Raw genomic sequence first — 23,771 nt, 5'->3', positions numbered from 1 at the left:
AGGTAGAGTGCGCTGGTTGCACATGTTTCTGGAAACAACTGACAAATCGATTTCGATTCAGGTGCCGATGTTGTAACGCTTCGCTGAATAATCATATTTTGGCTGGCCATGACAGAAACGACCCATCCCCGCCTGAACCCGTTGCACCTTGCCGCCGCCTTCGCAAGCGGTTGTCTTCTGACATTGATGGTTCATTTCAACGGCCAGCTTGCGCACTACGGTAACGCGCTTTTCTCCTCCTGGACTGCACACGGCACCGGCACGGTGGCGGCGCTGATCTATCTCGCGATCATGCGCCCGAAGACGGAGGCGGGTGCGCTAGCCAAACCGAAGGCGCCGCTCTGGGCCTATTGCGGTGGGGTGATTGGTGCGGCCATCGTCATCCTCACCTCCACCGCCGTCAATTCGCCGCTTGCCCTCTCCGGCACCATCGCGCTCGGGTTGGGCGGACAGGTGATTTTCAGCCTTCTGGCCGATTTCTTCGGCCTGTTTGGCCTGCCCAAACGGCGGCCGGATTTGCGTGACATGGCGGCGGTGGCGCTGATTCTCTGTGGCAGCGCACTTATTATCCTTGTCGGGAGAACGGCATGATCGTCTGGATAGCCATGGCGTTTACCGGCGGCGTCTTTGTGGCACTGAGCCGTCAGGTCAACGGCCGCCTCAGCCTGTCGAACTCACCGCTGATCGCCTCGTTCTGGAACCATATCGTCGGTTTCGGGGTATTGACCGTCATCGGCCTCATCGTCGGCGGCCTCATTCCGCCGGGCGCGGCCGACGCGCCGTGGCTTGCCTTTATCGGTGGCCCCATCGGTGTTGTCTTCATCGCCTCGGGAAGCTGGCTCATCCCCCGCATCGGCGCGGTCAATACCGCACTTCTCGTCATCAGCGGCCAGATGGTCTCAAGCGTCGTGCTCGACTTTTTCAGCGATCAGCCGCCGAAACTCTGGGCGAGCGCACTCGGCATTCTGCTGATTCTCGCCGGCATGGTGCTGACCCAGCGACGCGGCCGCTAAGGCATTTCTCCGGTAAAAATGTGCAGCGGTTTTACGTCCGCGGAAGCGTAAATCAGGTATCGCTATCGCGTGAGAACATGCTGAGCAGGGTCTTGCCGCCACTCTTGCCACCGCTGCTTGCGAGCGTCGGGCGACCACCATTCAGCTTCGGCACCACGACCATGCGTTTGACTTCACCGCGTTTGAAGGCCGCAAGGAACCGGGAGTAATCCCGGAACACAACGCAGCCATTCGATTCACCACGTTTCGCCAGCATGTAGGTGTGGGCGAGAAGACCGTCGCGGCCATGCGGATTGACGCCATTTTCCGGCGTCAGACGGATTGCTTCGACGCCATGGAACCGCGCCTCGCGCATCGTCAGACGATAGCTGGAGGGCGGCGTCGAGCCGCGCATTCTCACATGAACATAGTCCGGGTTGTCGCGCATCTTGCCGATGCCCGAATGTGCCTCGAGCTTTTCGCCGTTCGGCATATGAACCAGGCCGGAGGAAATATCGTAGATCGCCGTGCCGTTGCCGCGATCCGGCCACGGAACCGCATCCATCTTGCTCGGCTCACGCACCGGATTATCAGGTTTTGCAAAGGCGAGCATGCCGGCCGTGCCCTGCCGCGGCTGCTGGGGTGCACGCGCAGGCACCGGCGCATCGAAAGCAGGTGCGGAAGCAACGGCTGCCGGGTGTTCATCGGTCTTCGCTAGAACGGCGGGGCGGGGTGATGGCTCCACCGTTTCGGCAGCCGCAACCTCGGGCCGGAAGCTTGGCAAAGGGACGTCGTCCGGAAGAAGGCTGCTCGCCTCTTCCTCGATCTGCGGGCGCCCTAATGCCACTTCAAATGCCGGATGTTGCGATGCGGCGCTCTGATAGGCGACCTCTGTGGTGCGTCCAAGCGCCGAATCGACAATGGCGGAGGGGCGCAGCGGTGCAAGTTCCTTGACTGTCGCCTGCCCCTTCGCGTTCGCAGCCGCGCCAAAACGCTCGCGGAACTCCTTCTCGCCGATTTCGGGCATGATGCCGGCAAGGCGAACCGCCTTCTGCGGGCCATGGCTGTGGTCGCTCAGACGGGAAAATTTGCGGACGTGGATATCGCGTGCGGCTGCGCCGGAAATCGCAGCCTCGCCAGACTCCAGCCTCGCCACCAGCGTCTTCTCAAATTGCCCAACACCATGCGATGCGGCCGCCATCGTGTGAAGCGAGGCGAAGGCAGCGAAGGCGAACAGACCGGCAAAGGCACCACCGCCAAGCAGAGCGGACATTCGGCCAAGAGAAAAGGATTTGCCTCTCTTGAGGCAAGACGAACCGGCAAGACCGGCGCCATTATAAGCCGCAGCAGAATACGCCATGATACTCGTTACTCGAACCGTTCACGCACACCCGGGCAAAGCCGGAGGGATTTTGGGGCATCCGAACAGCGGGTGGACACCCGGCCGATTTCGGAACTGACTGGTTCGAAGCATGACGAATTATGGTAACCAAAGTGTTTACGAGTCCCTGCAAAAATAATTCGTTAAGGTCTGCGCATTATCGGGCGAAGGCAAAACAATGACTTGCGCGGGCTGGGCATGCATCTGCATCGCCTTTTCCCGGAAAATGCCCCGCAGGGCGTCATCGGCCTTTAAAGTTTACGTCGCCGCATCGTCAGGTAAATTCCGACTTTGCCGGAAATTTGCTGTAAATGCGGCAGGACTGCGACGGAGCAAATCTATGCCATCAGCCGTCAAGCACATACAAAGCTGGTAAGGGCACTTGATCCATTGCTGCCGGCTTGGCATCCTGCCGGAAATAAGGGAGGCAAATCATGAAGGCGCTGCTGCTCATCGATATCCAGAACGGCTTTTGTCCGGGCGGTAATCTGGCTGTCGCCGATGGCGACCGGATCGTGCCCGTCGCCAATGCCCTGATCGACAATGGCGGTTACGATCTGATCGTCGCCTCGCAGGATTGGCACCCGGAAAATCACGGCAGCTTTGCCTCGCAGCATGTCGGCAAGAAGCCGTTCGATATGGGTGAACTCTCCGGCAAACCGCAGATGATGTGGCCGGACCATTGCGTGCAGGGCACGCCGGATGCGGAATTCCATCCCGACCTCAAGACGGAGGCTTTCGACTATATCCAGCAGAAAGGCGAAAATCCCGCCGTCGACAGCTATTCCGCCTTTCGCGACAACGATCAGGGGGCAACGACAGGTCTTGCCGATTATCTGACGCGCCAAGGCGTAACCCAGCTCGACATATGCGGGCTCGCCACCGATTATTGCGTCAGTTTCTCGGTGCTCGATGCCCTCGACATGCTGCCTGGCGTCAAGGTCCGTTTCATCGAGGATGCCAGCCGCGGCATCGATCCCCAAGGTATACAGGCGTCGATTGCGGCCATGCGGGAAAAAGGCGCCACCATCCTCAAAAGCCGCGACATTTTACGCGACTGAGGGCCGGTCATCGCAGCCTCGGCTTCTCCAGCACGTCGATATCGCCTGCCGCATCCTCCAGACGCCGCAGGATCGCGGCGTGCGCATCCTTGAGCCCCTGATTGTAAAAGACATATCCGACTTCTTCGGCCAGAAAGTCGACGAAGATTTCCGCCTGCAGCAAGCCGATCTCGGTTTCGGTCTCCCGGGCCAGATACTCCCGAACACGCGCGGCCAGCACTGCCCTTTCCTGCTTCTCCAGCATTGATCCTCCATTATTCAATCGTTTGGGCGGGGAGCAAAAACCGGGTGAGGCCTTCCGTCCGACGTCGCGTATCGGCGTTACCGTAACGGAAGCTTCAAGGGAATCAATCGATCCATTCATGCAATTTGTTTGCCAGCCGGCCGGGACGGCGATAGAGCGGCGGGCAAGGAGTTCCTGAACAATGTCTAATGCAGATTTCCGCGAAGGCCTCAAAAGCGGCTTTCCGATAGCCCTTTCCGCCGCTCCCTTTGGCGCGCTGTTCGGCGCGGTCGCGGTCGATAACGGGCTGAGCGTCGCCGAAGCGACGATCATGAGCGGCACCGTCTATGCCGGTGCCAGCCAGCTGGTCGGCATCGAATTATTCGGCCAGAAAGTAGCCCCCTGGCTGATCGTTCTATCGGTGTTTGCCGTCAATTTTCGCCATATTCTCTATTCGGCCGCCATTGCCAGAATGATCACCAACTGGACTTTCCTGCAAAAGGCCATCGGGTTCTTCGTGCTGGTGGATCCACAATTCGCCGAGTCGGTCAGGAAATACGAAAACACCGGCGTGGTCGGTTTCGCCTGGTACATGGGCTTCGCCACGCCGATCTATATTCTGTGGCTGGTGATGACCATTGTCGGCGCATCGCTCGGCAATCTCGTCGGCGACCCGAAAGCCATCGGCCTTGATGTCCTTTTGCCGATCTATTTCATGGGCATGGTTTTGAGCTTCCGCCAGCGGGAGAATTTTTACCCGGTGATGCTGGCAAGCGCTCTTGGCGCAACCGTTGCCTATCACATCGTCGGCTCGCCCTGGCATGTCAGCCTCGGCGCGCTTGCCGGCATTCTCGTCGCAGTCGTCTATCCGCCGAAACCAACCGGCGAGGCCAATTCTGAAAGCAAGGTGGAAACGCCATGAGCGATCTGCTGCACGCCGACACGCTGATCCTGATCGCGCTCGCCACCGTCGCCACCTATCTTACCCGCATCGGCGGTTATGTTCTGATGACGCGGATGAAATCAATCCCGCCGCGCATGGAGGCGGGATTGAACGCCGTTCCCGTAGCGGTTTTGACGACCCTTGTCGCACCCGCCTTTTTTGAAGGCGGATACGAGGTGAAGATCGCGATGGTGGCCGCTCTTCTGGTCTGCCTGCGTTTCCCCGGCCTGACGATGCTGACCATTGGCTGGGCGATCGTTATCGCCATCAGGCACTTTTCTATCCTTTAAGCGTTCCGCGCCAGAGGCTGCGTGGCCGCAACAAGCCACGCCTTCACCTCTTCATCCGCGATCAAAGGCGAGAGCTTTTCCAGAACGCCGGCGTGATAGGCATTCAGCCAGTCCAGTTCGTCGTCGGTCAAAAGTGCCGTGACGACCAGCCTGCGATCGATAGGGCACCAGGTCAGGGTCTCAAAGGACAACATCGGCTGATCGCCGCCCGCGACTTCCGCCGCCTCGCGCACATAGATCAGGTTTTCGATGCGGATGCCAAAAGCGCCGGGGCGGTAATAACCGGGCTCATTCGACAGAATCATGCCCGGCAGAAGTTCCTGCGTCGAAAGCCGAGAAATACGCTGCGGCCCCTCATGCACCGAAAGATAGGAGCCGACGCCGTGGCCGGTGCCATGAGCATAATCTGCACCGGCCTTCCACAACGCGATACGCGCCAGGGGATCGAGATCGCAACCGCGCGTTCCCTTGGGAAACCGTGCGTCGCTGATGGCGATCACGCCCTTCAGCACCAGCGTGAAGAAACGCCGCTGATCTTCCGGCACATTGCCGATTGCCACGGTGCGGGTGATGTCAGTGGTGCCGTTGACATATTGCGCGCCGGAATCGACGAGGAACATCTCACCATCGCCAAGTGTCCGGTCCGTATCGGTGGTGACGCGATAATGGATGATGGCGGCATGTTCGCCAGCGCCTGAAATCGTATCGAAAGACACGTCCTTTAGAGGATTCTGGAGAGACTGCCCCACCTTGGCGCGCGCAGCCTCCAGCGCCTTCACGGCCGCGATTTCGGTAACGCTGCCCGGTTGCTGACGATCCAGCCAGCACAGATATTCAACCATAGCCGCGCCGTCCTGCACATGTGCCGCTGCCGAGCCGGCAAGCTCCGCCGCGTTCTTGCACGCGCGCGGCAAGCGGACGGGATCGGCCTCCTCGATCAAGGTGCCACCCGCCGCTGTAATCGCCCCTGTCAGCGCCACAGGCGTCAGATCGGCGTCCACCATGACGCGGCCCTTGGCGCTGGCAATGGCGTGCAGACGATCGGCGATATTCGATGGCGGCAATTGCGTCGCCAGCTGTGCCAGATAGGCCTCGGCCTCGATACCGGTCTTGCGTTTGTCGAGAAAAATATCAGCCTTGCCATCCGCATAGATGATGGCGCGGGCAAGCGGATGCGGCGTGTGCGGCACATCGTTGCCGCGAATATTGAAAATCCAGGCAATGGAAGACGGATCTGTCACCAGCAGGGCATCGGCTCCCTTGGTAGACACCGTCTCCGCCAGCGAGGCGATCTTTTCCTTCGCCAGCTTGCCGGTGAAGGCTTCCGGCTGAATGACGACAGGCTCCAGCGGTTCGGACGGGCGGTCGTGCCACAGGGCATCGAGTGGGTTGTTTTCGAGCAGGACGACGGAACCGCCCTTCCCCGCAAGCGCCTTTTCCAACCGCTTCAATTCAGCGCCGGTATGCAGCCATGGATCGATCCCGAGCCGAAAGCCCGCAGCCCCGTGCTCCGACAACCAGACGGAAGGCGGGGCACCGACCAGATCACCACCGCTGAACACCGATTGATCGACCTGCGACTTCAACTGCGTGGTATAGCGACCATCGACAAACACCACCGCCTCTGCGCGCGTTACCAGCGCAATGCCCGCAGAGCCGGTAAATCCGGTCAGCCATGACAGACGCTCAGATGATTCAGGTACATATTCGCCCTGATATTCATCGGCACGCGGCACCAGGAAACCATCGATACCAAGGGCGTCGAAACTGGCACGCAGCGCCTCGACGCGGGCCTTGCCGAATTGCGGCGCGGATTTGTTTTCAAAGGTCTGGAACATGGGCATCTTTCGGGAACTGTCATGAGGAAAGCTGGTCGATAACGCCGTCAAATCATTGGCGCGCAACGACAATGCCATGCCGGCAAACCCGGTTTCAAGCCATATGTGCCATCAACCATTACGACAGGCACGTGCGCTGCCATTTACCCCAAGGGCCGAGAAAAGACGCCGCTAAATTGAGCAATTTTCCCTAAATAAGTAATATTGAAAAGCCGCAGACATGTGAAAAACGCATACCTACCTTGAGGCAGGACCCCTAACCAAACAAAAACACATCGCTTATCTTCAAGCCAACACAGCGAGAGACACACTCTCCTGGCAAACAAGGATTTGAAGCAATGGCAAAATCTTTCCTCCGCACCGCTTTCGATCGCGTCATTGAAGCACGCGAGCGTCAGGTCAGCCGTCATGTCAACGCAGCCCTGCTCAACCTCGACGACAAGTCGCTCGAAGCGCTCGGCATGAACCGCGCCGAACTTCGCCGCACCGCAAAGTCCAGCTACGTATTCTGATCACTTCGGGCGCGGCGATCCTCCCTCCACCGCGCAGGAACAGGAATACGTCGACCCGCTTGAGCGATTCTCCTCCAATATGCTCGCGGGTTTTCAGGCGGCGCGAAAGCGCCGCCTTTTCTTTGTCCGGAAACGGATGCTGCTGAAGCGTCAGTCCTTGCGCAGATGCAGCGTGACCCAGCCATTGCGCCAGATGGTGCGGACGTGGGAGAGCCGCGCGCCATTATAGGCCGCAAGCACCTTCCAGCGCTGCGATGCGAGAATTCCCGACAGGATGACGGTGCCGCCGGGCGCCAGATGCGTGACAAGCTGCGGCGCCATCTTGATGAGCGGCCGCGCCAGAATATTGGCGATGATGAGATCGAACGGGCCGTATTTGCGGAAAGCGTCGGAGTGGAAACCCGGAGCGGTTTCAAGCGCCAGCCCGGAGACGATGCCGTTCAGCCGCACATTCTCCCTGGCAACGCGCACCGCGATGGGATCAATGTCCGTTGCGAGTACCGGAATATGGCGCATCTTGCGCACGGCAATTGCCAATACACCGCTGCCGGTGCCGAGATCGAGCGCATTGCGCACGGTCCGCGCCCGCAGAACATCCTCGATCACCTCAAGGCAGCCCGCTGTCGTGCCATGATGGCCAGTGCCGAAAGCCTGACCAGCCTCTATCTCGATGGCCAGATCGTTGGGCTTGATCTTATCGCGATCATGCGCGCCGTGAACGATGAAGCGCCCTGCCCGTACCGGTTTCAGCCCCTCGAGCGACTTGGCGATCCAGTCGATGTCGGGAACGATCTCCTTTTCGATGGCGAGGCCAGGAAAGGCCGGTGCCAGCAAGGTGTCGATGCGCTCGCGGAATTCGTCTTCCTGCTCGGCCATCAGGTAAACCGAAGCTTCCCAGATGTCGCGTTTCTCATCCACCTCGGTGGTGGCGATCGCGACATCCTCCTCGCCGAAATAGTCCGACATGAGATCGAGGATTTCACCGGCCTTGATTTCGGTCGTGGTGACGTAAAGTCGGATTTCGCTCACGGCAGGCTGCTTTCTCTAGCTAAGGTTCTTAAGGCTTGCATTTGCCACAAAACCTCCGCCAGTCCAATAAGCCAGGCACAATTATGCCGTCTCGTTCAACCCTTCAGCAGATTCTGGAGCTTCTGCTCGGCAACATCGGGGTTCTCGCCATAGGCGATGGTGCCGGAAAAACGACCATTGGCGTCAAGCAGGATGACGGAAGCCGTGTGATCCATGGTGTAGTCACCATTCGGATCCTTGTCATCGACCGGCACCTTCTTGGCATAGATGCGATAGCCTTTCAGCGTTTCGGCAATCTTGTCGGCCGGACCGGTGATTCCGGTGATCCGCTTCGAGACGTTGGAGACATATTGCTGCATGAGCTCAGGCGTATCGCGCTCGGGGTCTACGGACACGAAATAAGCCTGCAGCTTGTCGCCGGCCGGGTCTACCTTCTCCATCCAGCCGTTCAGCTCGAACAACGTCGTTGGGCAGACTTCCGGGCAATGGGTGAAACCGAAAAAGAGCGCTGTGGGCTTGCCCTGAAACGCCTTTTCGGTGATCGGCTGACCGTTCTGCGCCGTGAGTTCGAACGGCACGCCATAGGCCGTTTCCACCATTTCCTCACGGGTCTTCGTCATTTCGAGCGTCAACCAGCTGACGACACCGACAAGAACGACCACCACGGCCCACAATACGATGCGAATATTTCTCATTGTCCTAATCCTACCCCCGAAGGCCGGCCGCATGACGTGGGCCTCCACCGTCTGATAACGAACAGCGGTGGCGACGGCAAATCAACTGGGCGTATTTGCGTAAACCGCGCTGATTTGTCACAAAGCCGGGACGGGACGGCAGATTACAGACACCAGGCGATGCCGCTTTGCACGGCGGAGAGGAAAATATCCGTGCCGTGTCGCACCCAGCCATCGAAGGCGAGAAGCACGACGGCAAGCGAGGCCGCTACCGCAAGGCTTGCAAGAATAAACTTCAGCGGATTGGCAACGATTGCGTTCATGCGTCTGTTATAACCTGTTTGCACCAGCACGAAAACCGCCAAAATACTGGGTTTTGCGAGCGCGGCACCGCCAATTGTTAGGGAAAGTTTAAAATCTTGCTGTGCAATATGGCCATAGCGGTTTTTAAGTTCCGACATGATGTCTCCCGGTCCACTCCGGCCACCGCATAAAGCTCAATCATGCATGGGCCTGCCTAAGAGCCGCCAGAGGAAACCTGCCGTCATGTCCAACGCCATCAAGCAATCCGGCGCATATCTCGAAATCGTTTCCTTCCATCTCGGCGGTCAGGAATTCTGCATCGACATCATGGCGATCCGCGAAATCCGCGGCTGGGCGCCGGTTACCCCGATGCCGCACACGCCGCCTTATGTTCTCGGCCTCATCAACCTGCGCGGCGCCGTCATCCCCGTCATCGACATGGCAGGCCGCCTCGGCATGAAAATGACCGAACCCTCCGAGCGCTCCGCCATCATCGTCACCGATATCGGCGGCAAGCTGGTCGGACTTCTGGTGGAACAGGTTTCCGACATGATGACCATCCGCTCCGAAGACCTGCAGCCCGCGCCCGACATCATTCCCGAAGAACAGCGCAACTTCTGCCGCGGCATCGTGGCGCTGGAAAAGAGCATGGTGTGCTTCCTCAACCTCGACACCGTGATTGCCGACGAGCTGGCGCGCGAAGCGGCTTAATAGAGCCGGTGAGGTTTTGATAATATAACGCGCAGGTTCCACAGCTTGCCCTGAGGGGCACGGCAGGGTCGGAAACCTCTCCTCCGTCATGCTCGGGCCTGTTCCGAGCATCTACAACCTATCGATTTTGAGATACGTGATTGTATCCTCGGGACAGGTCCGAGGATGACGTCGCGGGTGAATTACGGTGTCAGCAGTGCCAAGGGCAAAGCCTCAAGGCTTGCCCTTTTCCCACGTCACCTGCTGGTTATAGAGAGGCACCGTCGAAATCGCCATCTTGGCCGAGCCATCCTTCAGCTCGCGCGCATGGACCAGATAGATCAGCGTGTCATTCGCCTTGTCGTAAACGCGACTGACGACCAGCTTCTTCCACACCAGCGACATGCCCTGCCGGAACACCTCTTCGCCGCCCTTCGACAGATCGATGTCGCCGATTTCGACCGGTCCCGTCTGGCTGCACGAAATGGCGTTGTTGGAAGGGTCCTCAAACCAATTGCCATTCTTCAGCCGATCGATGACGCCACGATCGAAATAAGTGACATGGCAGGTCACGCCCTTGATCTTGGGATCGGCAATAGCCTCGATGACGATATCGTTGCCGATCCAATCGACACCGACCTTACCGACGACCTCCGAATGCGCAACCGTCACCGGAAACAACACCAGAAAGCCTGCAAACAAACCCGAGAGCGTTTTCATCGTCATCGCATGTTCTCCGTTATGCTACTTCAGACATAGGTGTGGGGAACGGTTACGCAACCCGCGAGACAACACGTTTTTTCATGCTGCAAGGCTGATAGCCCGTGGAAGTGAGACGGCCGGCAACCATGCCGATCTTTTCCGGCAGGTCGCGGATATGGTCAACGCGCAACGCCCTGGCCGCCGCAATCGATGCCGCAGCGCAGACGACGGCATCTTCGGCGGCGTTATGGTGCACGAAACGCAGCTGGAGGTGATGGGCAATCACATTCAGCTTGTGCGACGCCAGCTGCGGCCAGACATGGCGGGCAATCTTGACGCTGCACAGATAGGAAAGATCAGGATAGGACTGCCGGTATTTGTCGAAGGATGCCCGCATGACGCTGAAATCGAAGGCGGCATTGTGGGCAATCATCGTGGCGCCGTGGAAATCGTCGATAAATTCTTCCATCACATCAGGGAATTCCGGCGCATCCTCTACATCGGCAGGGCGAATACCGTGCACGGCAATATTGAAGGGCGAGAACCGCATGTCCTTCGGCCGGATGAGCCGTTCCTCGACGCGAACGATCTCACCGTCTTCTATCCACGCAAGCCCGATGGAGCAGGCGCTACCCCGTTCCTCATTGGCGGTCTCGAAATCGATGGCGATGGTTTTCAAGAGTGATTCCCGTTGTTTCATTCCGGCATAGACCGGATTGGCGTCAAAGAGAACCGGCTTCGGTAGATCCCGCTTCCGCAAGCATCCAGTCAAGCAACCTCACAAGATCGGGATTATCAAGCATGCGCCGCGGATAAACCAGGAAATAGGCAAGCGTGCTTGCAATGTCCGTGCCGAAGGGAGCTATCAGCGCTCCCTCGGCAAGTTCGCGGGAAACAAGCGATCGCCGCGTCAGCGCAACACCATGCCCGGCCTTGGCCGCGTCCAGCGCGCCGTTGCTGTCGATGAACACGGTGCCCCCGGAAGCATCGACCTCTGTAGCGCCCGCCGTTTCCAGCCAGCGCCGCCACTCGTTGCGGTTTTCATCGTGCAGAAGCGGCACGCATTGCAGATCACCGGCCACCCGAAGCGGGCCATATTTTTCAAAAAGTTGTGGTGAGCAGACCGGCAAGGTGCTGTCGTCTATGAATCGGATGCTTTCCAGCCCTTCATAGCGACCAAAACCGTGACGCACGGCCAGATCGACATCGTCCCTTGAGAAATCCACCAGCCGGTTCGTCACGCTGATACGAACATCCACTTGCGGATGTTGTTGCTGAAAGCCGGGCAATCTCGGCATCAGCCATTGCACCGCAAAAGTTGGCGTGCAGCTTAACGTCAAGACCGTAATCTCTGATCGCGCCGTCAGTTCCGCCGTCGCCTCGCGCATCATTCGGAATGCGGTGCGAAGGGAACCGTAATACCGCTCCCCTTCCCTCGTCAGCTGGATGCTGCGCGGCTTGCGGACAAACAGCTGCACGCCAAGGCGGGCTTCCAGCTCCCGGATTTGCAGGCTGACCGCGCCGGGGGTGACGTTCAACTCGTTGGAGGCAAGCGTGACACTGCGGTAGCGCGCCGCAGCCTCAAAGGCCTGCAATCCTTTCAAGGAAGGGAGTTCTGCAACCATGGTTTAGCTGAGCTCAATTATCCGACGAGAAACTATCGTTTGAAAACAGCATAATATGAGGAGTAAATAGATGCAACGGGCGCGGACGGAACCAAGATTGCCAGACGACTGATTGAGATAAACTCAACCGATATCGGGTGGCTGAACGTGGCGTTCTCTGTGACTATTTCAATTTTCCAGCGGTGGGAGAGACGAAGGTGGCAATACAAAAACAGATGGATGCCAGCGAATGGGGGATGCTTGTGGCGCTCTCGCTGCTGTGGGGCGGATCGTTCTTTTTCATCGGCATTGCCGTCAAGGAACTGCCGCCCGTCACCATCGTCACGCTCCGTGTCAGCCTCGCTGCCACGGCACTGCTGATCGTCTGCCGCATCATGGGCCTTCATCTGCCACGGCAATGGGCCGTATGGCGCGCCTTTTTCGGCATGGGCCTCCTCAACAACATCATTCCCTTCTGCCTGATCGTCTGGGGCCAGACCCATATTGCCAGCGGGTTAGCCTCGATCCTCAATGCGACGACGCCGCTCTTTACCGTCATCGTCGCCCATTTCCTCACAGCCGACGAGAAGATGACCGGCAACAAGCTGGCGGGTGTTCTCATCGGTTTTGCCGGCGTGGCGACGATGATCGGCCCGGCAGCCTTTGGCGGTGCGATCTCCGGTCTCTGGGGCCAGATTGCCATTCTCGGCGCAGCTATCTCCTATTCTTTCGCGGGCATATTCGGCCGCCGCTTCAAGGCCATGGGCGTGCCGCCACTGATGACCGCCACCGGCCAGATATCGTCGTCGACACTGATGCTGATCCCCGCCGCGCTCCTCATTGACAAGCCTTGGACGCTTGCCATGCCGAGCCTCGGCACCTGGGGCGCACTCATTGGTATCGCGCTCTTGTCCACGGCCCTGGCCTACCTCATCTTCTTTCGCATCCTTGCAACTGCCGGCGCCACCAATCTCGCGCTCGTCACCTTCCTCATTCCCGTCAGCGCCATCCTTCTCGGTTCGCTCATTCTCGGAGAACAGCTGGAAATCAAGCACTTCGCTGGAATGGCGATGATTGCCGCCGGCCTTGCCGCGATTGACGGCAGGCTGCCGGCAAAACTAAGAGATTTCCTGCGCAAGGCACCCGCTTGACAGTGACAGTTCGTAAAAGCATTCTCGCCATCATGATCGCTATCAAAACGACGACCACCCGCCATATGACGATGACCGGTCAACCGGCAGGGAAAGGCATGTCCGCGCACTGAGCGATCAACATCCACCCCTGCCGATAAGAGCAGGGGTGTCACGCCTGCTCCGAACGCGCCACAAGGAGACAGGCATGAACATGAAACCAGCGGATATTACAAACAAGCCATTTGATCTGAAGGACGTTGTCCTGCGCGCCACTCGGCTTGAAGACGTCGAAGCCTTGACGGAAATGCTCAACCTTCCCGGCGTCCGGCACGGCACCCTTCGGCAGCCTTTCCAGACGATTGAAAAGACGAGAAAATCGATAGAAAACAGAGCCCCTACCGACATCGTCATCGTCGCGGAGTGGCACGGAAAGCTCGTTGGTAACGCCGGATTATATCGCAGAGCGGGCAGACAGTACCATGTCGCCGATCTTGCGATGTCCGTTCACGACGATTTCGCCGGAAAGGGCGTCGGTTCAAGGCTTCTGACGGCACTCATCGACGCGGCCGATAACTGGCATGATATCCGTCGCATCGAACTGAATGTCTTCACCGACAATCTCGCCGCCCTCCGGCTCTATGAGAAACTCGGTTTCGAACGCGAGGGCACCTTGCGCAACGATGCCTATCGCGACGGCAAATATGTGGATGCCTACGTCATGGCACGTCTGCGCTGATGTTTCAGGCGGACAAATGATCGGCCATCACTTCCCGAATGGTCCGACGTGACCATTCGGCCAGTTTCTCATCACGTCCACGTTGAGCCTCAAGCGTGATCAACGCCTTCCACAGCGCCCAGCCGCGCCCGCGCTGCCATGTGGCATTGTCGAGATCCATCGCCAGGCGAAAGACGTTCCGGCTTTCGGCGTCGAGCACGTTCCATGCCAGAATGAGATCGGAAGATGGGTCTCCGACGCCGGAACTGCCGAAGTCTATGACGGCTGAGAGGCGGCCATCTCTCACCAGCAGATTGCCTTCGGCAATATCGCCATGCACCCAAACGCCCTGGCCCTGCCAGCTGCTCGAAAGAGCAAGCTGCCATATTTCCGTGGCCAGCGTCTGATCGACCTCATCGGCGAGGCGCAACGTCGCCGCCCTCGCCTCGCCGTCATAGACCGCAAGCGACCCACCGCGGTGGAAATTTTGCTCGCCCGCAAGCGGACCATCCGTCGCATCGATGCCCTGCAGGGATTTCAAAAACGCTGCTACGTCGACGGCTATTGTTGCGAGATTTATATGCCCAAGATGCCGGGCGAGAGGCTCGCCATCAAGCCAGCCATAAACGGACCATGGAAACGGATAATCTTGTCCCGGCGCACCAATCGCCAATGGCTTTGGGATCGGAAGAGGCAAAAGAGGCGCAAGCTTCGGCAGCCAGCGATGCTCCTTCTCCACCTGTGCCACATAGCGGCCAGCGCTCGGCAGGCGAACGAGCATATCATCACCAAGGCGGAAGCTGCGATTATCCCAGCCGCTCAGTTCCACCGGCCTGACATCAAGCCCCGCCAATTGCGGAAACTGGCTTGCGATCAGCGCTCGAACCTGCTGCGTAGAGATGACGATGCGGTCATCCATGTCCCGTTCCCCGTTTCAGGATAAGACCCATAGCGGCGCAAAACAACGAGGCGATGACGGTGCTTCAGCCACCGATCAGCGCCAGCCACTCGTCCTCGTCCATGGTCTGAACGCCCAGCTCCGCCGCCTTGGCAAGCTTGGAACCTGCCCCCGGCCCGGCCACCAGAATATCCGTCTTCTTCGATACGGAACCGGCCACCTTGGCGCCCAGACTTTCCGCACGGGCCTTGGCCTCGTCGCGCGTGAATTTTTCCAGAGACCCGGTAAAGACCACCGTCTTGCCCGCCACCGGGCTGCCTTCGGTCGAGGGCTTCTCGGCCTCCTTCGGCCGCAGCTCCCGTATCAGCCGGTCGATGACATCGAGATTGCGCGGTTCCTTGTAGAATTCGATGATGGCGCGCGCCACGACCTCGCCAATGCCATCGATACTGTTGAGTTCGGCCCAGGCATCGCTCGCCGGGTCGGCTGCCGCCTTCATGGCTTCCTCGAAATGCTCATAGGTGCCATAGGAACGCGCCAGGAGCTTCGCCGTGGTTTCACCGACATGACGAATGCCGAGAGCGAAGATAAGCCGATGCAGATCGATCTCGCGGCGGGCATCGATGGCATCGAACAGTTTCTTGACGCTGACCTTGCCGAAACCATCTATGTTTTCGAGCTTGGTAAGATGCGATGCCTCCTGCCGCGCCTTCAGCGTAAAAATATCAGGCGCGGTCTTGATGGAGAGGGCCGGATCCTCGCTTTCGAAGAAGAAATCGATCTGCTTGGTACCCAAGCCCTCGATATCGAACGCATTGCGCGAAACGAAATGTTTCAGATGCTCGACCGCCTGCGCCCGGCAGACGAAACCGCCGGTGCAGCGCGTGACCGAATCGAGCTTACCGGTCTTTTCATTGCGCTCCCGCACCGCATGGCTGCCGCACACAGGACATTTCTCCGGAAACGCATATTTCACCGCCTCAGCCGGGCGCTTCTCCAGAAGCACATCCAGCACCTGCGGAATGACATCGCCTGCACGCTGCACGATGACAGTATCGCCAATGCGGATATCATGATCCTCGGGCCGAATGCGCTCGCCGCTATTGCCGATACCCTCGATGTAATCGGCATTGTGTAGCGTCGCATTGGTGACGACGACGCCGCCGACCGTAATCGGGGTGAGACGCGCAACCGGTGTCAGCGCGCCGGTGCGCCCTACCTGGATTTCAATGTTCTCGACCGTGGTGAAGGCCTGCTCGGCCGGAAACTTGTGTGCGGTGGCCCAGCGCGGGCTGCGCGAACGGAAACCCAGCCGTTCCTGAAGGTCAAGCCGGTCGACCTTGTAGACCACGCCGTCGATATCATAATCGAGATCGGGTCGCGCGACGCCGATTTCATTATAATGTTCAAGCAATTGTTCGGCAGACGTGAATCGCTTCATCAGCGGATTGACCGGGAAACCCCATTCCCGGAATTTCTCGACGATACCATATTGCGTGTCGGCAATCCGCGTCGGCTGGCCGCCATTGGAGACCTCGCCAAGCGCATAGGCAAAGAACCGCAGCTTGCGTTTCGCCGTCACCTTGGCGTCAAGCTGGCGCAGCGAACCGGAGGCCGTGTTGCGCGGGTTCACGTAGGTCTGCTTGCCATCGGCCTCCATCTGGGCATTGAGCGCCATGAAGTCGCTCTTGGCCATATAGACCTCGCCGCGCACCTCCACCACATCGGGTACATCGGCAGGCAGCTGGTTCGGAATTTCCTTGATGGTCTTGATATTGGCGGTGACGTTCTCGCCCGTCGTGCCGTCACCACGTGTTGCCGCCGTCTTCAGCTTGCCGTTCTCGTAGCGGATGGACATGGAAAGTCCGTCGATCTTCGGCTCGGCGGTAAAGGCAATCGAATCATCCGGCAGATGCCCGAGGAAGCGATAGACCGAACTGACGAAGTCCCGCAGATCTTCTTCGGAAAACGTATTGTCGAGTGACAGCATCGGCCGCGCATGCACGATGGGCGCGAAGGTGGGAAGCGGCGTGAAGCCGACTTTCTTCGACGGGCTGTCGGCCCGCACCAGCGCCGGGAAAGCAGCCTCTATGGCGTCGTTGCGCCGCTTCAGCGCATCGTAGTCCGCGTCCGAAATTTCCGGCGCGTCCTTGCCATGATAAAGCGCATCGTGGCGGGAAAGCTCGGCTGCCAAAAATGCCAGCTCGGAAGAGGCCTCAAGCTCGGTCAGGTTTTCGACGGGAATCTGGTCTTTCGACATGGAAGAAGCCTCACGGATGAATCTGCAATGCTTTTAGCGAATTATTGGCAAACGCAAAACCATCCTCGCTTTTCAACAGGCGGGAATCCGCTATTCTGAGCATCCGGATGAAACGGAAGCCGGAGCCCCCATGGAACTCACCACCCTCATTGCCTTTGCAGCAGCCTTCTTCGTGTTCGCGGCCAGCCCCGGCCCGGACAATATGACGATCGTCGCCCGCACCATCACCCATGGTGCCGCCTCCGGCCTCGCCTATGGGGCCGGAACCGTGGCAGGAATATTGATATTCCTCACGCTTGCAGCCTTCGGCCTGTCGATCCTCGCCGCCGAAATGGGAACGGTGATGGCGGTGCTGCGCTATGGCGGCGCGGCCTATCTCATCTGGATGGGATTCAAACTCTGGACAGCGGAACCTGTGGTTCCCGATCTGCAACCCATGAATGGCCGCAGTAGCCTTCTTTCGATATTCGCCACGGGAACTGCACTCAATCTCGGAAATCCGAAAATGCCGCTCTTTTACGTGGCATTGTTACCGAACGTTGTCGGCGCCTCGCTGACGGTCGATCACCTTCTGGCGCTGGCATCCGTCATCGTCGTGGTGGAGGCGGTTGTGATCGGCGCTCATGTGGTTCTGGCTGTGCGGGCAAGAAAGCTGCTTCGTGAGCCAAGAATCGTCCGCAGGGTGAACCGGGCGGCGGGCGGCGTCATGATCGGCTCCGGCGTGGCGGTGGCCGTCAGCCGTTAATCCTTGGCGGCAAGCAGGCGGGCGGCGGCAGCCCTCGCCTCATCTGTCACCGAGGCACCGGCAAGCATGCGGGCGATTTCTTCGGTGCGATGTTTCGGCTCCATGGTAGCGACACGCGTGGCGATGCGCTCGGTGCCGTCGCCGGAGGGGCCTTTGGAAATGAGAAGATGTGTGGCCGCCCGCGCGGCCACCTGGGGCGCATGGGTGACGGACAGAACCTGCACGGTTTTCGACAGACGACGCAGCCTCTGGCCAATGGCATCTGCCACAGCGCCGCCAACGCCCGTGTCGATTTCGTCGAACACCAGTGTCGGTGCCGAACCACGATCCGCCAGCGCGACTTTAAGCGCCAGCAGGAAACGGGACAATTCGCCGCCAGAAGCGACTTTCATGATCGGGCCGGGCCGCGTTCCAGGATTGGTCTGAACGTGGAATTCCACGATATCGATACCGTCAGCCGTCGCTTGCTCCGGGTCGGAGCTGACTTCGACGGTAAAACGTGCCCGCTCCAACTTGAGCGCCGGAAGCTCCGCCATGACAGCTTCGGAAAGCGCGTTCGCCGCATTGTGGCGTTTTTCGGAGAGCGATTTGGCCGCGTGGTCGAAATCGGCTTTCACAACGCCGAGATTGGCTTCAAGTTTGCCGAGCTTTTCTTCGCCCGCATCGAGGTCGGCAAGATCCGCGACCATTTTTTCCGCAAGCGCCGGCAGATCAGGCACCGCGACATTATATTTGCGTCCGGCGGCGCGTAGCGCAAACAGCCGTTCCTCCACCCGCTCCAGCTCGCGTGGATCGAACTCGGTGCGGCGAAGTGCGGCCTCCACTTCCATCTGCGCGTTGGAAAGGCTGTCGAGCGCGGCATCCAGCAATTGCACGGTGTCTTCCAGCAATCCCGGCGCCTCGTGGCTCTTGCGTTCCAGGCGCCGCATCATGGATGCGATCATGGGCACTGGCGAGGCGTTGCCGTTCAGGAACTCGCTCGCTTCGGCGATATCACCGGCAATACGTTCGGATTTCTGCATCACCGCCCGACGTTCGGCAAGCTCCTCCTCCTCGCCGTCGCGCGGCGAGAGCACCTCAAGCTCCTCGACGGAGGAACGCAGATAGTCCGCCTCTCGGGCAGCAGCCTCAACCTTGGCACGATGGGTTTTCAATGCCCGCTCGGCGTCCTTCCATGTGCGGTAGAAACCCTGAACGGCACGGGCATCTTCGCTCAGCCCGGCAAAAGCATCCAGCAGCGTGCGGTGGGCATCGGTATCGACAAGAGCGCGGTCGTCGTGCTGGCCGTGAATTTCGACCAGTAGCTGCCCCAGCTGACGCATCATCTGCACGCTGATGGCCTGATCGTTGATATAGGCCTTGGTGCGTCCGTCTGCGGATTGCACGCGGCGGAAAATCAGGTCGCCATCGTCATCCAGACCGTTTTCGCGCAGGAGATGCCGTGTGGGGTGGCTGTTCGGAACTTCGAAAGTGGCAGTGACCTGCCCCTTCTCTTCCCCGTGGCGCACCAGACCGCCATCGCCGCGGCCCCCGAGGGCCAGCGACAGGCTGTCAAGCAGAATGGATTTGCCCGCGCCCGTCTCACCTGTCAACACGGAAAGGCCCGCCTCAAAGCCGAGGTCGAGCCTTTCAATCAGAACGATGTCACGAATCGAGAGCTGGACCAGCATGGCCTATGCCCTGTCTCAGGCGCCGATAAGCTTCTTGCCGGCGCGCGAAATCCAGGACCCCTTGTTTTCACGCGGCTCCAACCCACCGCCCTTCAGCAGCTTGTAGGAATCCGCATACCATTGGCTGTCGGGATAGTTGTTGCCGAGAACGGCGGCAGCAGTCTGCGCCTCGTCGGAAAGACCCATCGCATAATAGGATTCCGTCAGACGGGCCAGCGCTTCCTCGATCTGGTTGGTGTTCTGGTATTGCTCGACGACGATACGGAAACGCGAAACGGCGGCGAGATATTCCTTGCGCTCAAGGTAATAACGGCCGACCTGCATTTCGCGGCCAGCGAGCTGGTCGCGGGCGAAACGGATCTTGGCCTGCGCGTCAGCGACATATTCCGAATCAGGGTAGTCGTTGACCACCTTGCTCATCGCCTCGACCGTGCGCTGCGCGGCGCGCTGGTCCTGCGTCACGTCGGAAATTTGCTTAGAATAGGCAAGACCGATCATGTACTGAACGTAAGCGGCATCCTTGGAGCGCGGATATTGGCGCAGGAAGCGGCTGCCGGACGCGATGGCCACGTCGTTCTTGTTGGTGCGCGTGGCGATGAAGGTCTGCATCACAAGCGCCTTCTGGCCCCATTCGGTGAAGGGATATTGCTTGTCGATCGCCTCGAACTTGCGTGAGGCTTCCGTCATGTTGCCGGCGTTCATGTTTGCAAGCCCCTGCTTGTACAGAACGTCTGGCGGATCGGTCTCGACGCCGAGCTTGGTAATGTCGATATCCGGATCGGACTGGCAGGCCGTGACGGCAACACTCGCACCGACCAACATCAACGAAACGGCGATCCCCCGCATCGTACCCTTCATTGCACCAGACCCTACATGCTTCATTCGACAGTTCCCACTTCCCGCGCAAATACATAAGCATCGGCTTTGCACTGGCGTTTCTAGCCATAAAAGCATCTGCAGGGCAACGCAATGATGATGCATTAACGCATTTTTATGGCATCGGCCCATGCAATCGCATGAATATCAGGCGGTATGACAAAACATCCCGCCCCTCATCGTGAAAAAGCCGCCCCGAAACGGAGCGGCTTTTCCTGTCAATAAATAGCCTGCAAACAAACTCAAGCGGACCAGGGTGCAAATTCCGGCATGTTGACCGGAACGAATTCGCGGGCACGTACCTGGTTGCGGGCGGCCGGAGCCTCCACGATCTCATAGGCCGAGCGGTCGCTCAGCAAAGCCTTCAGCGCGTTGGCATTGACCTTGTGGCCGCCGCGATAGGAGCGATAGCAACCGATGAACTGCGCACCGGCAAGTGCCAGGTCGCCCACGGCGTCCAGCGTCTTATGGCGAACGAATTCGTCCTTGGCATAACGCAGGCCTTCCATGTTGATGACGCTATTGTCGTCGGAAATGACAACAGAGTTTTCAAGCGAGGAGCCGAGTGCGTAACCAGCAGCCCACAGGCGCTCCACGTCACGCATGAAGCCGAAGGTGCGGGCGCGCGAAAGCTCGTTCTTGAACGTATCCGCCGTCAGGTCGCCCTTCCAGGACTGCTTGCCGATTAGCGGCGTGTCGAAATCGATATCGACCTCGAACCGCGTGCCGTCGTAAGGGCGGAACTCCGCCCAGGACGCACCCGAATCGATGCGCACCGGCTTGATGACACGGATATAGCGGCGCTTCACACCAAGGTTCTTGATGCCAGCCGATTCGATCGCATCGATAAATGGCGCAGAGCTGCCGTCCATGATCGGCACTTCCGGACCGTCGACCTCAACGACGAGGTTATCGAGGCCCATGGCGTAGATGGCGGCCATGACGTGCTCGACCGTTGCCACTGACTGGGATAGCGAGCGGCCGAGCACGGTGCACAGATCGGTATTGCCGACATTGGAAGACACCGCCTTCAACTCGGTTACGCTGCCATTTTCATGAAGGCGCTGAAACACGATGCCCGTTCCGGCTTCTGCGGGCTGGAACGTCATCGAAGCCGGATTGCCGGAATGCACGCCAATGCCCTTGAGCTGAACAGCATTTGCGATAGTCGTCTGAAATCCGAGCAGTCCGATAGTCATGCGTATATGCCTTGTTTTGAAAACCGCGCCGTATATTCAGCGCCGTTCAAGTTTTTCAAGCCGGTTTCAACAACCGGCGAGGTCAATGTTTTCCCTTACCCAGCCTCATACATACGCACATGAAAGTGCCAGGACAAATCACTGTTCGTTTCGGATTGTTACACGCACAAGCCATTGAAAAGATGAATTAATTTACTGTTAATAACGCACAATAAAACAAAACGCCCGGGTCGTGTGACCCGGGCGTTTGGAGAGGCGAACGGAATCGCTGTTAGTTGGACTGGCGACGCAGGAACGCCGGAATTTCCAGCTGGTCGTCGTCATGGTGGCTTGCCGAAGAAGGCGTCGCACGACCGTGATCGTCAAGCTGGCCACGACGCGGAGCGTAGAGGCTGGCTTCCGGCGAAAGTGCGCGGCGCTGCTGCGGCGCCATGCTCGGCGCATCCATCATTTCGGAAGGAACTTCTTCCTCTTCGCGTCGGCCAAGCGAGTTGGTGATGCGCTTCAGAAGACCCATCGGACCACGCTCTTCCTGGGCTGCAGGAGCTGCGTGGGCACGGTGATCCATCTCGGCCTTCACGACCGGCGGAAAGTCCTCAACCTTCGGCATGCGGACAGGCTCGGGCTGGCGGGCAACAGGAGCCTGCTCCTGATAGACCGGAGCCTGCGGCTGCTGCAGACGCGGAGCGGCAACCTGTTCCGGCGCATGATAAACCGGTGCCGGGGCAACAGGTGCCGGAGCAGCCTGCTGAACCGGCTGGGCCGGACGGAGAGCTGCCGGTGCTTCAGCCGGAGCGGATGCAAACAGCTTGCTCTGCGGACGGAAATCCTGAGAGGGCTGCTGGTGTGCTGCGAAACCAAGTTCACGTTCCATTTCGGCTTCCGCCGAACGGATGGTCTGGGCGATCTGGTCTACGGTCTTTGGTGCCTGCGATACTGCTTGTGCAGGCTGAACTGCGGCCGGAGCGGGAGCAACGGCCGCGGAAGGACGGATAAGCGGCTTGGCGGCTGCGGCGCGCATATCGGCAACGTTCTGTTCGCCAACGCCCGCAACGCGGTCGATGCCGGTCGCGACGACGGAGACGCGGATGAGACCTTCAAGTGCCTCGTCGAAGGTTGCGCCGAGGATGATGTTCGCATCCGGATCGACTTCTTCGCGAATACGGGTAGCCGCTTCGTCGACTTCGAACAGGGTAAGATCGCGACCGCCGGTGATGGAGATCAGGAGGCCCTGTGCGCCCTTCATCGAGGTTTCGTCGAGCAGCGGGTTGGCGATTGCCGCTTCCGCAGCCTGCATCGCACGGCCCGGACCGGAAGCTTCGCCAGTACCCATCATTGCGCGGCCCATTTCACGCATGACCGAGCGAACGTCAGCGAAGTCGAGGTTGATGAGACCTTCCTTCACCATCAGATCGGTAATGCAGGCAACGCCGGAATAGAGAACCTGGTCAGCCATGGCGAAGGCATCGGCAAAGGTCGTCTTGTCGTTGGCAATGCGGAAGAGGTTCTGGTTCGGAATGACGATCAGCGTATCGACGGACTTCTGCAGTTCCTCGATGCCCTGTTCGGCAAGACGCATGCGGCGACCGCCTTCGAAATGGAAAGGCTTGGTAACGACGCCGACCGTCAGGATGCCCTTGTTGCGGGCAGCCTGTGCAACGACAGGTGCAGCACCGGTGCCTGTACCACCACCCATGCCGGCAGTGACGAAGCACATGTGGGTGCCGTTCAGGTGATCGATGATCTCATCGATGCATTCTTCAGCGGCGGCGCGTCCGACTTCCGGCTGGGAACCGGCACCGAGACCCTCGGTGACGTTGACGCCGAGCTGGATGACCCGGTCTGCCTTCGTCATGGTCAGAGCCTGTGCATCCGTGTTGGCGACGACGAAATCGACACCCTGGAGGCCAGCCGTGATCATGTTGTTGACAGCGTTACCGCCACCGCCGCCGACACCGAAAACAGTGATGCGTGGCTTCAGCTCGGTGATATCAGGCTTTTGCAGCTGTATCGTCATTTTACCATTCCTTCTT

At 59.1% G+C, this 23,771-nt stretch carries 25 protein-coding genes; 10 read left to right on the top strand and 15 right to left on the bottom strand.

What is annotated here, in order from left to right:
* Positions 1 to 108: 108 nt before the first annotated feature.
* Positions 109 to 591: a DMT family transporter gene (locus ASD46_RS18080; RefSeq protein ID WP_003513161.1), complete on the top strand. Its 483-nt coding sequence runs from the start codon at positions 109 to 111 to the stop codon at positions 589 to 591.
* The gene (locus ASD46_RS18075) at positions 588 to 1,013 is read left to right on the top strand and encodes a DMT family transporter (protein ID WP_003513163.1); all 426 of its coding nucleotides are present in this window, start codon (positions 588 to 590) and stop codon (positions 1,011 to 1,013) included. Before ASD46_RS18080 ends, ASD46_RS18075 begins: the two co-directional genes overlap by 4 nt.
* A 52-nt stretch (positions 1,014 to 1,065) precedes the next feature.
* Here the strand turns inward: ASD46_RS18075 and ASD46_RS18070 are convergent, their stop codons facing one another.
* Positions 1,066 to 2,352 (bottom strand): DUF2778 domain-containing protein, encoded by a 1,287-nt coding sequence (locus tag ASD46_RS18070; protein WP_025594022.1) that lies wholly within the window; start codon positions 2,350 to 2,352, stop codon positions 1,066 to 1,068.
* Positions 2,353 to 2,807: 455 nt separating this feature from the next.
* On the opposite strand from ASD46_RS18070, the gene pncA reads away from it, so the two are divergent.
* Positions 2,808 to 3,434, top strand: a complete 627-nt coding sequence (gene pncA / locus ASD46_RS18065) for a bifunctional nicotinamidase/pyrazinamidase (protein ID WP_013636493.1) — start codon at positions 2,808 to 2,810, stop codon at positions 3,432 to 3,434.
* Positions 3,435 to 3,441: 7 nt separating this feature from the next.
* Here pncA and ASD46_RS18060 read toward each other — a convergent pair whose 3' ends face one another.
* Entirely contained in the window at positions 3,442 to 3,678 is a 237-nt protein-coding gene (locus ASD46_RS18060) for a DUF2164 domain-containing protein (RefSeq protein WP_025594024.1), read from the bottom strand.
* A 181-nt stretch (positions 3,679 to 3,859) separates the two neighbouring features.
* On the opposite strand from ASD46_RS18060, the gene ASD46_RS18055 reads away from it, so the two are divergent.
* Both ASD46_RS18055 and ASD46_RS18050 read left to right on the top strand, forming a co-directional pair.
* Positions 3,860 to 4,579 (top strand): AzlC family ABC transporter permease, encoded by a 720-nt coding sequence (locus tag ASD46_RS18055; RefSeq protein WP_025594025.1) that lies wholly within the window; start codon positions 3,860 to 3,862, stop codon positions 4,577 to 4,579.
* Positions 4,576 to 4,890 (top strand): AzlD family protein, encoded by a 315-nt coding sequence (locus ASD46_RS18050; RefSeq protein WP_025594027.1) that lies wholly within the window; start codon positions 4,576 to 4,578, stop codon positions 4,888 to 4,890. Before ASD46_RS18055 ends, ASD46_RS18050 begins: the two co-directional genes overlap by 4 nt.
* Here the strand turns inward: ASD46_RS18050 and ASD46_RS18045 are convergent.
* Positions 4,887 to 6,728 carry an aminopeptidase P family protein gene (locus ASD46_RS18045; RefSeq protein WP_035198587.1) on the bottom strand — a complete coding sequence of 614 codons (1,842 nt, stop codon included), beginning with the start codon at positions 6,726 to 6,728 and terminating at the stop codon, positions 4,887 to 4,889. The genes ASD46_RS18050 and ASD46_RS18045 overlap by 4 nt on opposite strands.
* 338 nt (positions 6,729 to 7,066) lie before the next feature.
* On the opposite strand from ASD46_RS18045, the gene ASD46_RS27490 reads away from it, so the two are divergent.
* Positions 7,067 to 7,240 (top strand): hypothetical protein, encoded by a 174-nt coding sequence (locus ASD46_RS27490; protein ID WP_003513176.1) that lies wholly within the window; start codon positions 7,067 to 7,069, stop codon positions 7,238 to 7,240.
* A 150-nt stretch (positions 7,241 to 7,390) separates the two neighbouring features.
* On the opposite strand, the gene ASD46_RS18035 is transcribed toward ASD46_RS27490, so the two are convergent.
* The 3 genes from ASD46_RS18035 to ASD46_RS18025 form a co-directional block, all read right to left on the bottom strand.
* On the bottom strand, positions 7,391 to 8,269 hold the full coding sequence (locus tag ASD46_RS18035; protein ID WP_025594029.1) for a 50S ribosomal protein L11 methyltransferase: 879 nt from the start codon (positions 8,267 to 8,269) through the stop codon (positions 7,391 to 7,393).
* 95 nt (positions 8,270 to 8,364) lie between these two features.
* Positions 8,365 to 8,964: a cytochrome oxidase assembly protein Sco gene (gene sco / locus ASD46_RS18030; RefSeq protein WP_003513179.1), complete on the bottom strand. Its 600-nt coding sequence runs from the start codon at positions 8,962 to 8,964 to the stop codon at positions 8,365 to 8,367.
* Between the two features lie 143 nt (positions 8,965 to 9,107).
* Positions 9,108 to 9,404 carry a hypothetical protein gene (locus ASD46_RS18025; RefSeq protein ID WP_236742452.1) on the bottom strand — a complete coding sequence of 99 codons (297 nt, stop codon included), beginning with the start codon at positions 9,402 to 9,404 and terminating at the stop codon, positions 9,108 to 9,110.
* Positions 9,405 to 9,489: 85 nt separating this feature from the next.
* Between ASD46_RS18025 and ASD46_RS18020 the strand changes: the two genes are divergently transcribed.
* Positions 9,490 to 9,957: a chemotaxis protein CheW gene (locus tag ASD46_RS18020; protein WP_003513183.1), complete on the top strand. Its 468-nt coding sequence runs from the start codon at positions 9,490 to 9,492 to the stop codon at positions 9,955 to 9,957.
* Between the two features lie 213 nt (positions 9,958 to 10,170).
* Here ASD46_RS18020 and ASD46_RS18015 read toward each other — a convergent pair whose 3' ends face one another.
* Genes ASD46_RS18015 through gcvA form a run of 3 tightly spaced genes read right to left on the bottom strand, consistent with a single transcriptional unit; the run spans position 10,171 to position 12,263 of the window.
* The gene (locus ASD46_RS18015; protein WP_003513184.1) at positions 10,171 to 10,662 is read right to left on the bottom strand and encodes a CreA family protein; all 492 of its coding nucleotides are present in this window, start codon (positions 10,660 to 10,662) and stop codon (positions 10,171 to 10,173) included.
* A gap of 46 nt (positions 10,663 to 10,708) precedes the next feature.
* On the bottom strand, positions 10,709 to 11,317 hold the full coding sequence (locus tag ASD46_RS18010) for a 3'-5' exonuclease (protein ID WP_013636498.1): 609 nt from the start codon (positions 11,315 to 11,317) through the stop codon (positions 10,709 to 10,711).
* A gap of 43 nt (positions 11,318 to 11,360) precedes the next feature.
* Entirely contained in the window at positions 11,361 to 12,263 is a 903-nt protein-coding gene (gcvA, locus tag ASD46_RS18005) for a transcriptional regulator GcvA (RefSeq protein WP_060642551.1), read from the bottom strand.
* A gap of 197 nt (positions 12,264 to 12,460) precedes the next feature.
* Between gcvA and ASD46_RS18000 the strand changes: the two genes are divergently transcribed.
* Together ASD46_RS18000 and ASD46_RS17995 are read left to right on the top strand one after the other, a co-directional pair.
* On the top strand, positions 12,461 to 13,393 hold the full coding sequence (locus tag ASD46_RS18000; RefSeq protein WP_025594031.1) for a DMT family transporter: 933 nt from the start codon (positions 12,461 to 12,463) through the stop codon (positions 13,391 to 13,393).
* 187 nt (positions 13,394 to 13,580) lie between these two features.
* Positions 13,581 to 14,111 (top strand): GNAT family N-acetyltransferase, encoded by a 531-nt coding sequence (locus ASD46_RS17995; protein ID WP_013636501.1) that lies wholly within the window; start codon positions 13,581 to 13,583, stop codon positions 14,109 to 14,111.
* Positions 14,112 to 14,115: 4 nt separating this feature from the next.
* Here the strand turns inward: ASD46_RS17995 and ASD46_RS17990 are convergent, their stop codons facing one another.
* Both ASD46_RS17990 and ligA read right to left on the bottom strand, forming a co-directional pair.
* Positions 14,116 to 15,009 (bottom strand): aminoglycoside phosphotransferase family protein, encoded by an 894-nt coding sequence (locus ASD46_RS17990; RefSeq protein ID WP_060642550.1) that lies wholly within the window; start codon positions 15,007 to 15,009, stop codon positions 14,116 to 14,118.
* A 64-nt stretch (positions 15,010 to 15,073) separates the two neighbouring features.
* A complete protein-coding gene (gene ligA, locus ASD46_RS17985) occupies positions 15,074 to 17,248 on the bottom strand; it encodes an NAD-dependent DNA ligase LigA (RefSeq protein ID WP_025594034.1) in 2,175 nt (724 codons plus the stop codon).
* 130 nt (positions 17,249 to 17,378) lie between these two features.
* Between ligA and ASD46_RS17980 the strand changes: the two genes are divergently transcribed.
* Positions 17,379 to 17,993, top strand: a complete 615-nt coding sequence (locus ASD46_RS17980) for a LysE family translocator (protein ID WP_025594035.1) — start codon at positions 17,379 to 17,381, stop codon at positions 17,991 to 17,993.
* On the opposite strand, the gene recN is transcribed toward ASD46_RS17980, so the two are convergent.
* The 4 genes from recN to ftsZ form a co-directional block, all read right to left on the bottom strand.
* Positions 17,990 to 19,663 (bottom strand): DNA repair protein RecN, encoded by a 1,674-nt coding sequence (gene recN, locus ASD46_RS17975; protein ID WP_025594037.1) that lies wholly within the window; start codon positions 19,661 to 19,663, stop codon positions 17,990 to 17,992. The two genes, ASD46_RS17980 and recN, sit on opposite strands and share 4 nt — an antisense overlap.
* A gap of 15 nt (positions 19,664 to 19,678) precedes the next feature.
* On the bottom strand, positions 19,679 to 20,545 hold the full coding sequence (locus ASD46_RS17970) for an outer membrane protein assembly factor BamD (protein WP_003513201.1): 867 nt from the start codon (positions 20,543 to 20,545) through the stop codon (positions 19,679 to 19,681).
* 236 nt (positions 20,546 to 20,781) lie between these two features.
* Positions 20,782 to 21,738 carry a UDP-3-O-acyl-N-acetylglucosamine deacetylase gene (gene lpxC / locus ASD46_RS17965; protein ID WP_003513204.1) on the bottom strand — a complete coding sequence of 319 codons (957 nt, stop codon included), beginning with the start codon at positions 21,736 to 21,738 and terminating at the stop codon, positions 20,782 to 20,784.
* Positions 21,739 to 22,009: 271 nt separating this feature from the next.
* Positions 22,010 to 23,755 (bottom strand): cell division protein FtsZ, encoded by a 1,746-nt coding sequence (ftsZ, locus tag ASD46_RS17960; protein WP_003513206.1) that lies wholly within the window; start codon positions 23,753 to 23,755, stop codon positions 22,010 to 22,012.
* Positions 23,756 to 23,771 lie beyond the last annotated feature (16 nt).

It is taken from the genome of Rhizobium sp. Root491 (assembly GCF_001427205.1).
In the GTDB taxonomy this organism is placed as follows: domain Bacteria; phylum Pseudomonadota; class Alphaproteobacteria; order Rhizobiales; family Rhizobiaceae; genus Agrobacterium; species Agrobacterium tumefaciens.
Note: the sequence above shows the minus strand (reverse complement) of the source record. Positions and strands in the feature narration are given on the sequence as shown.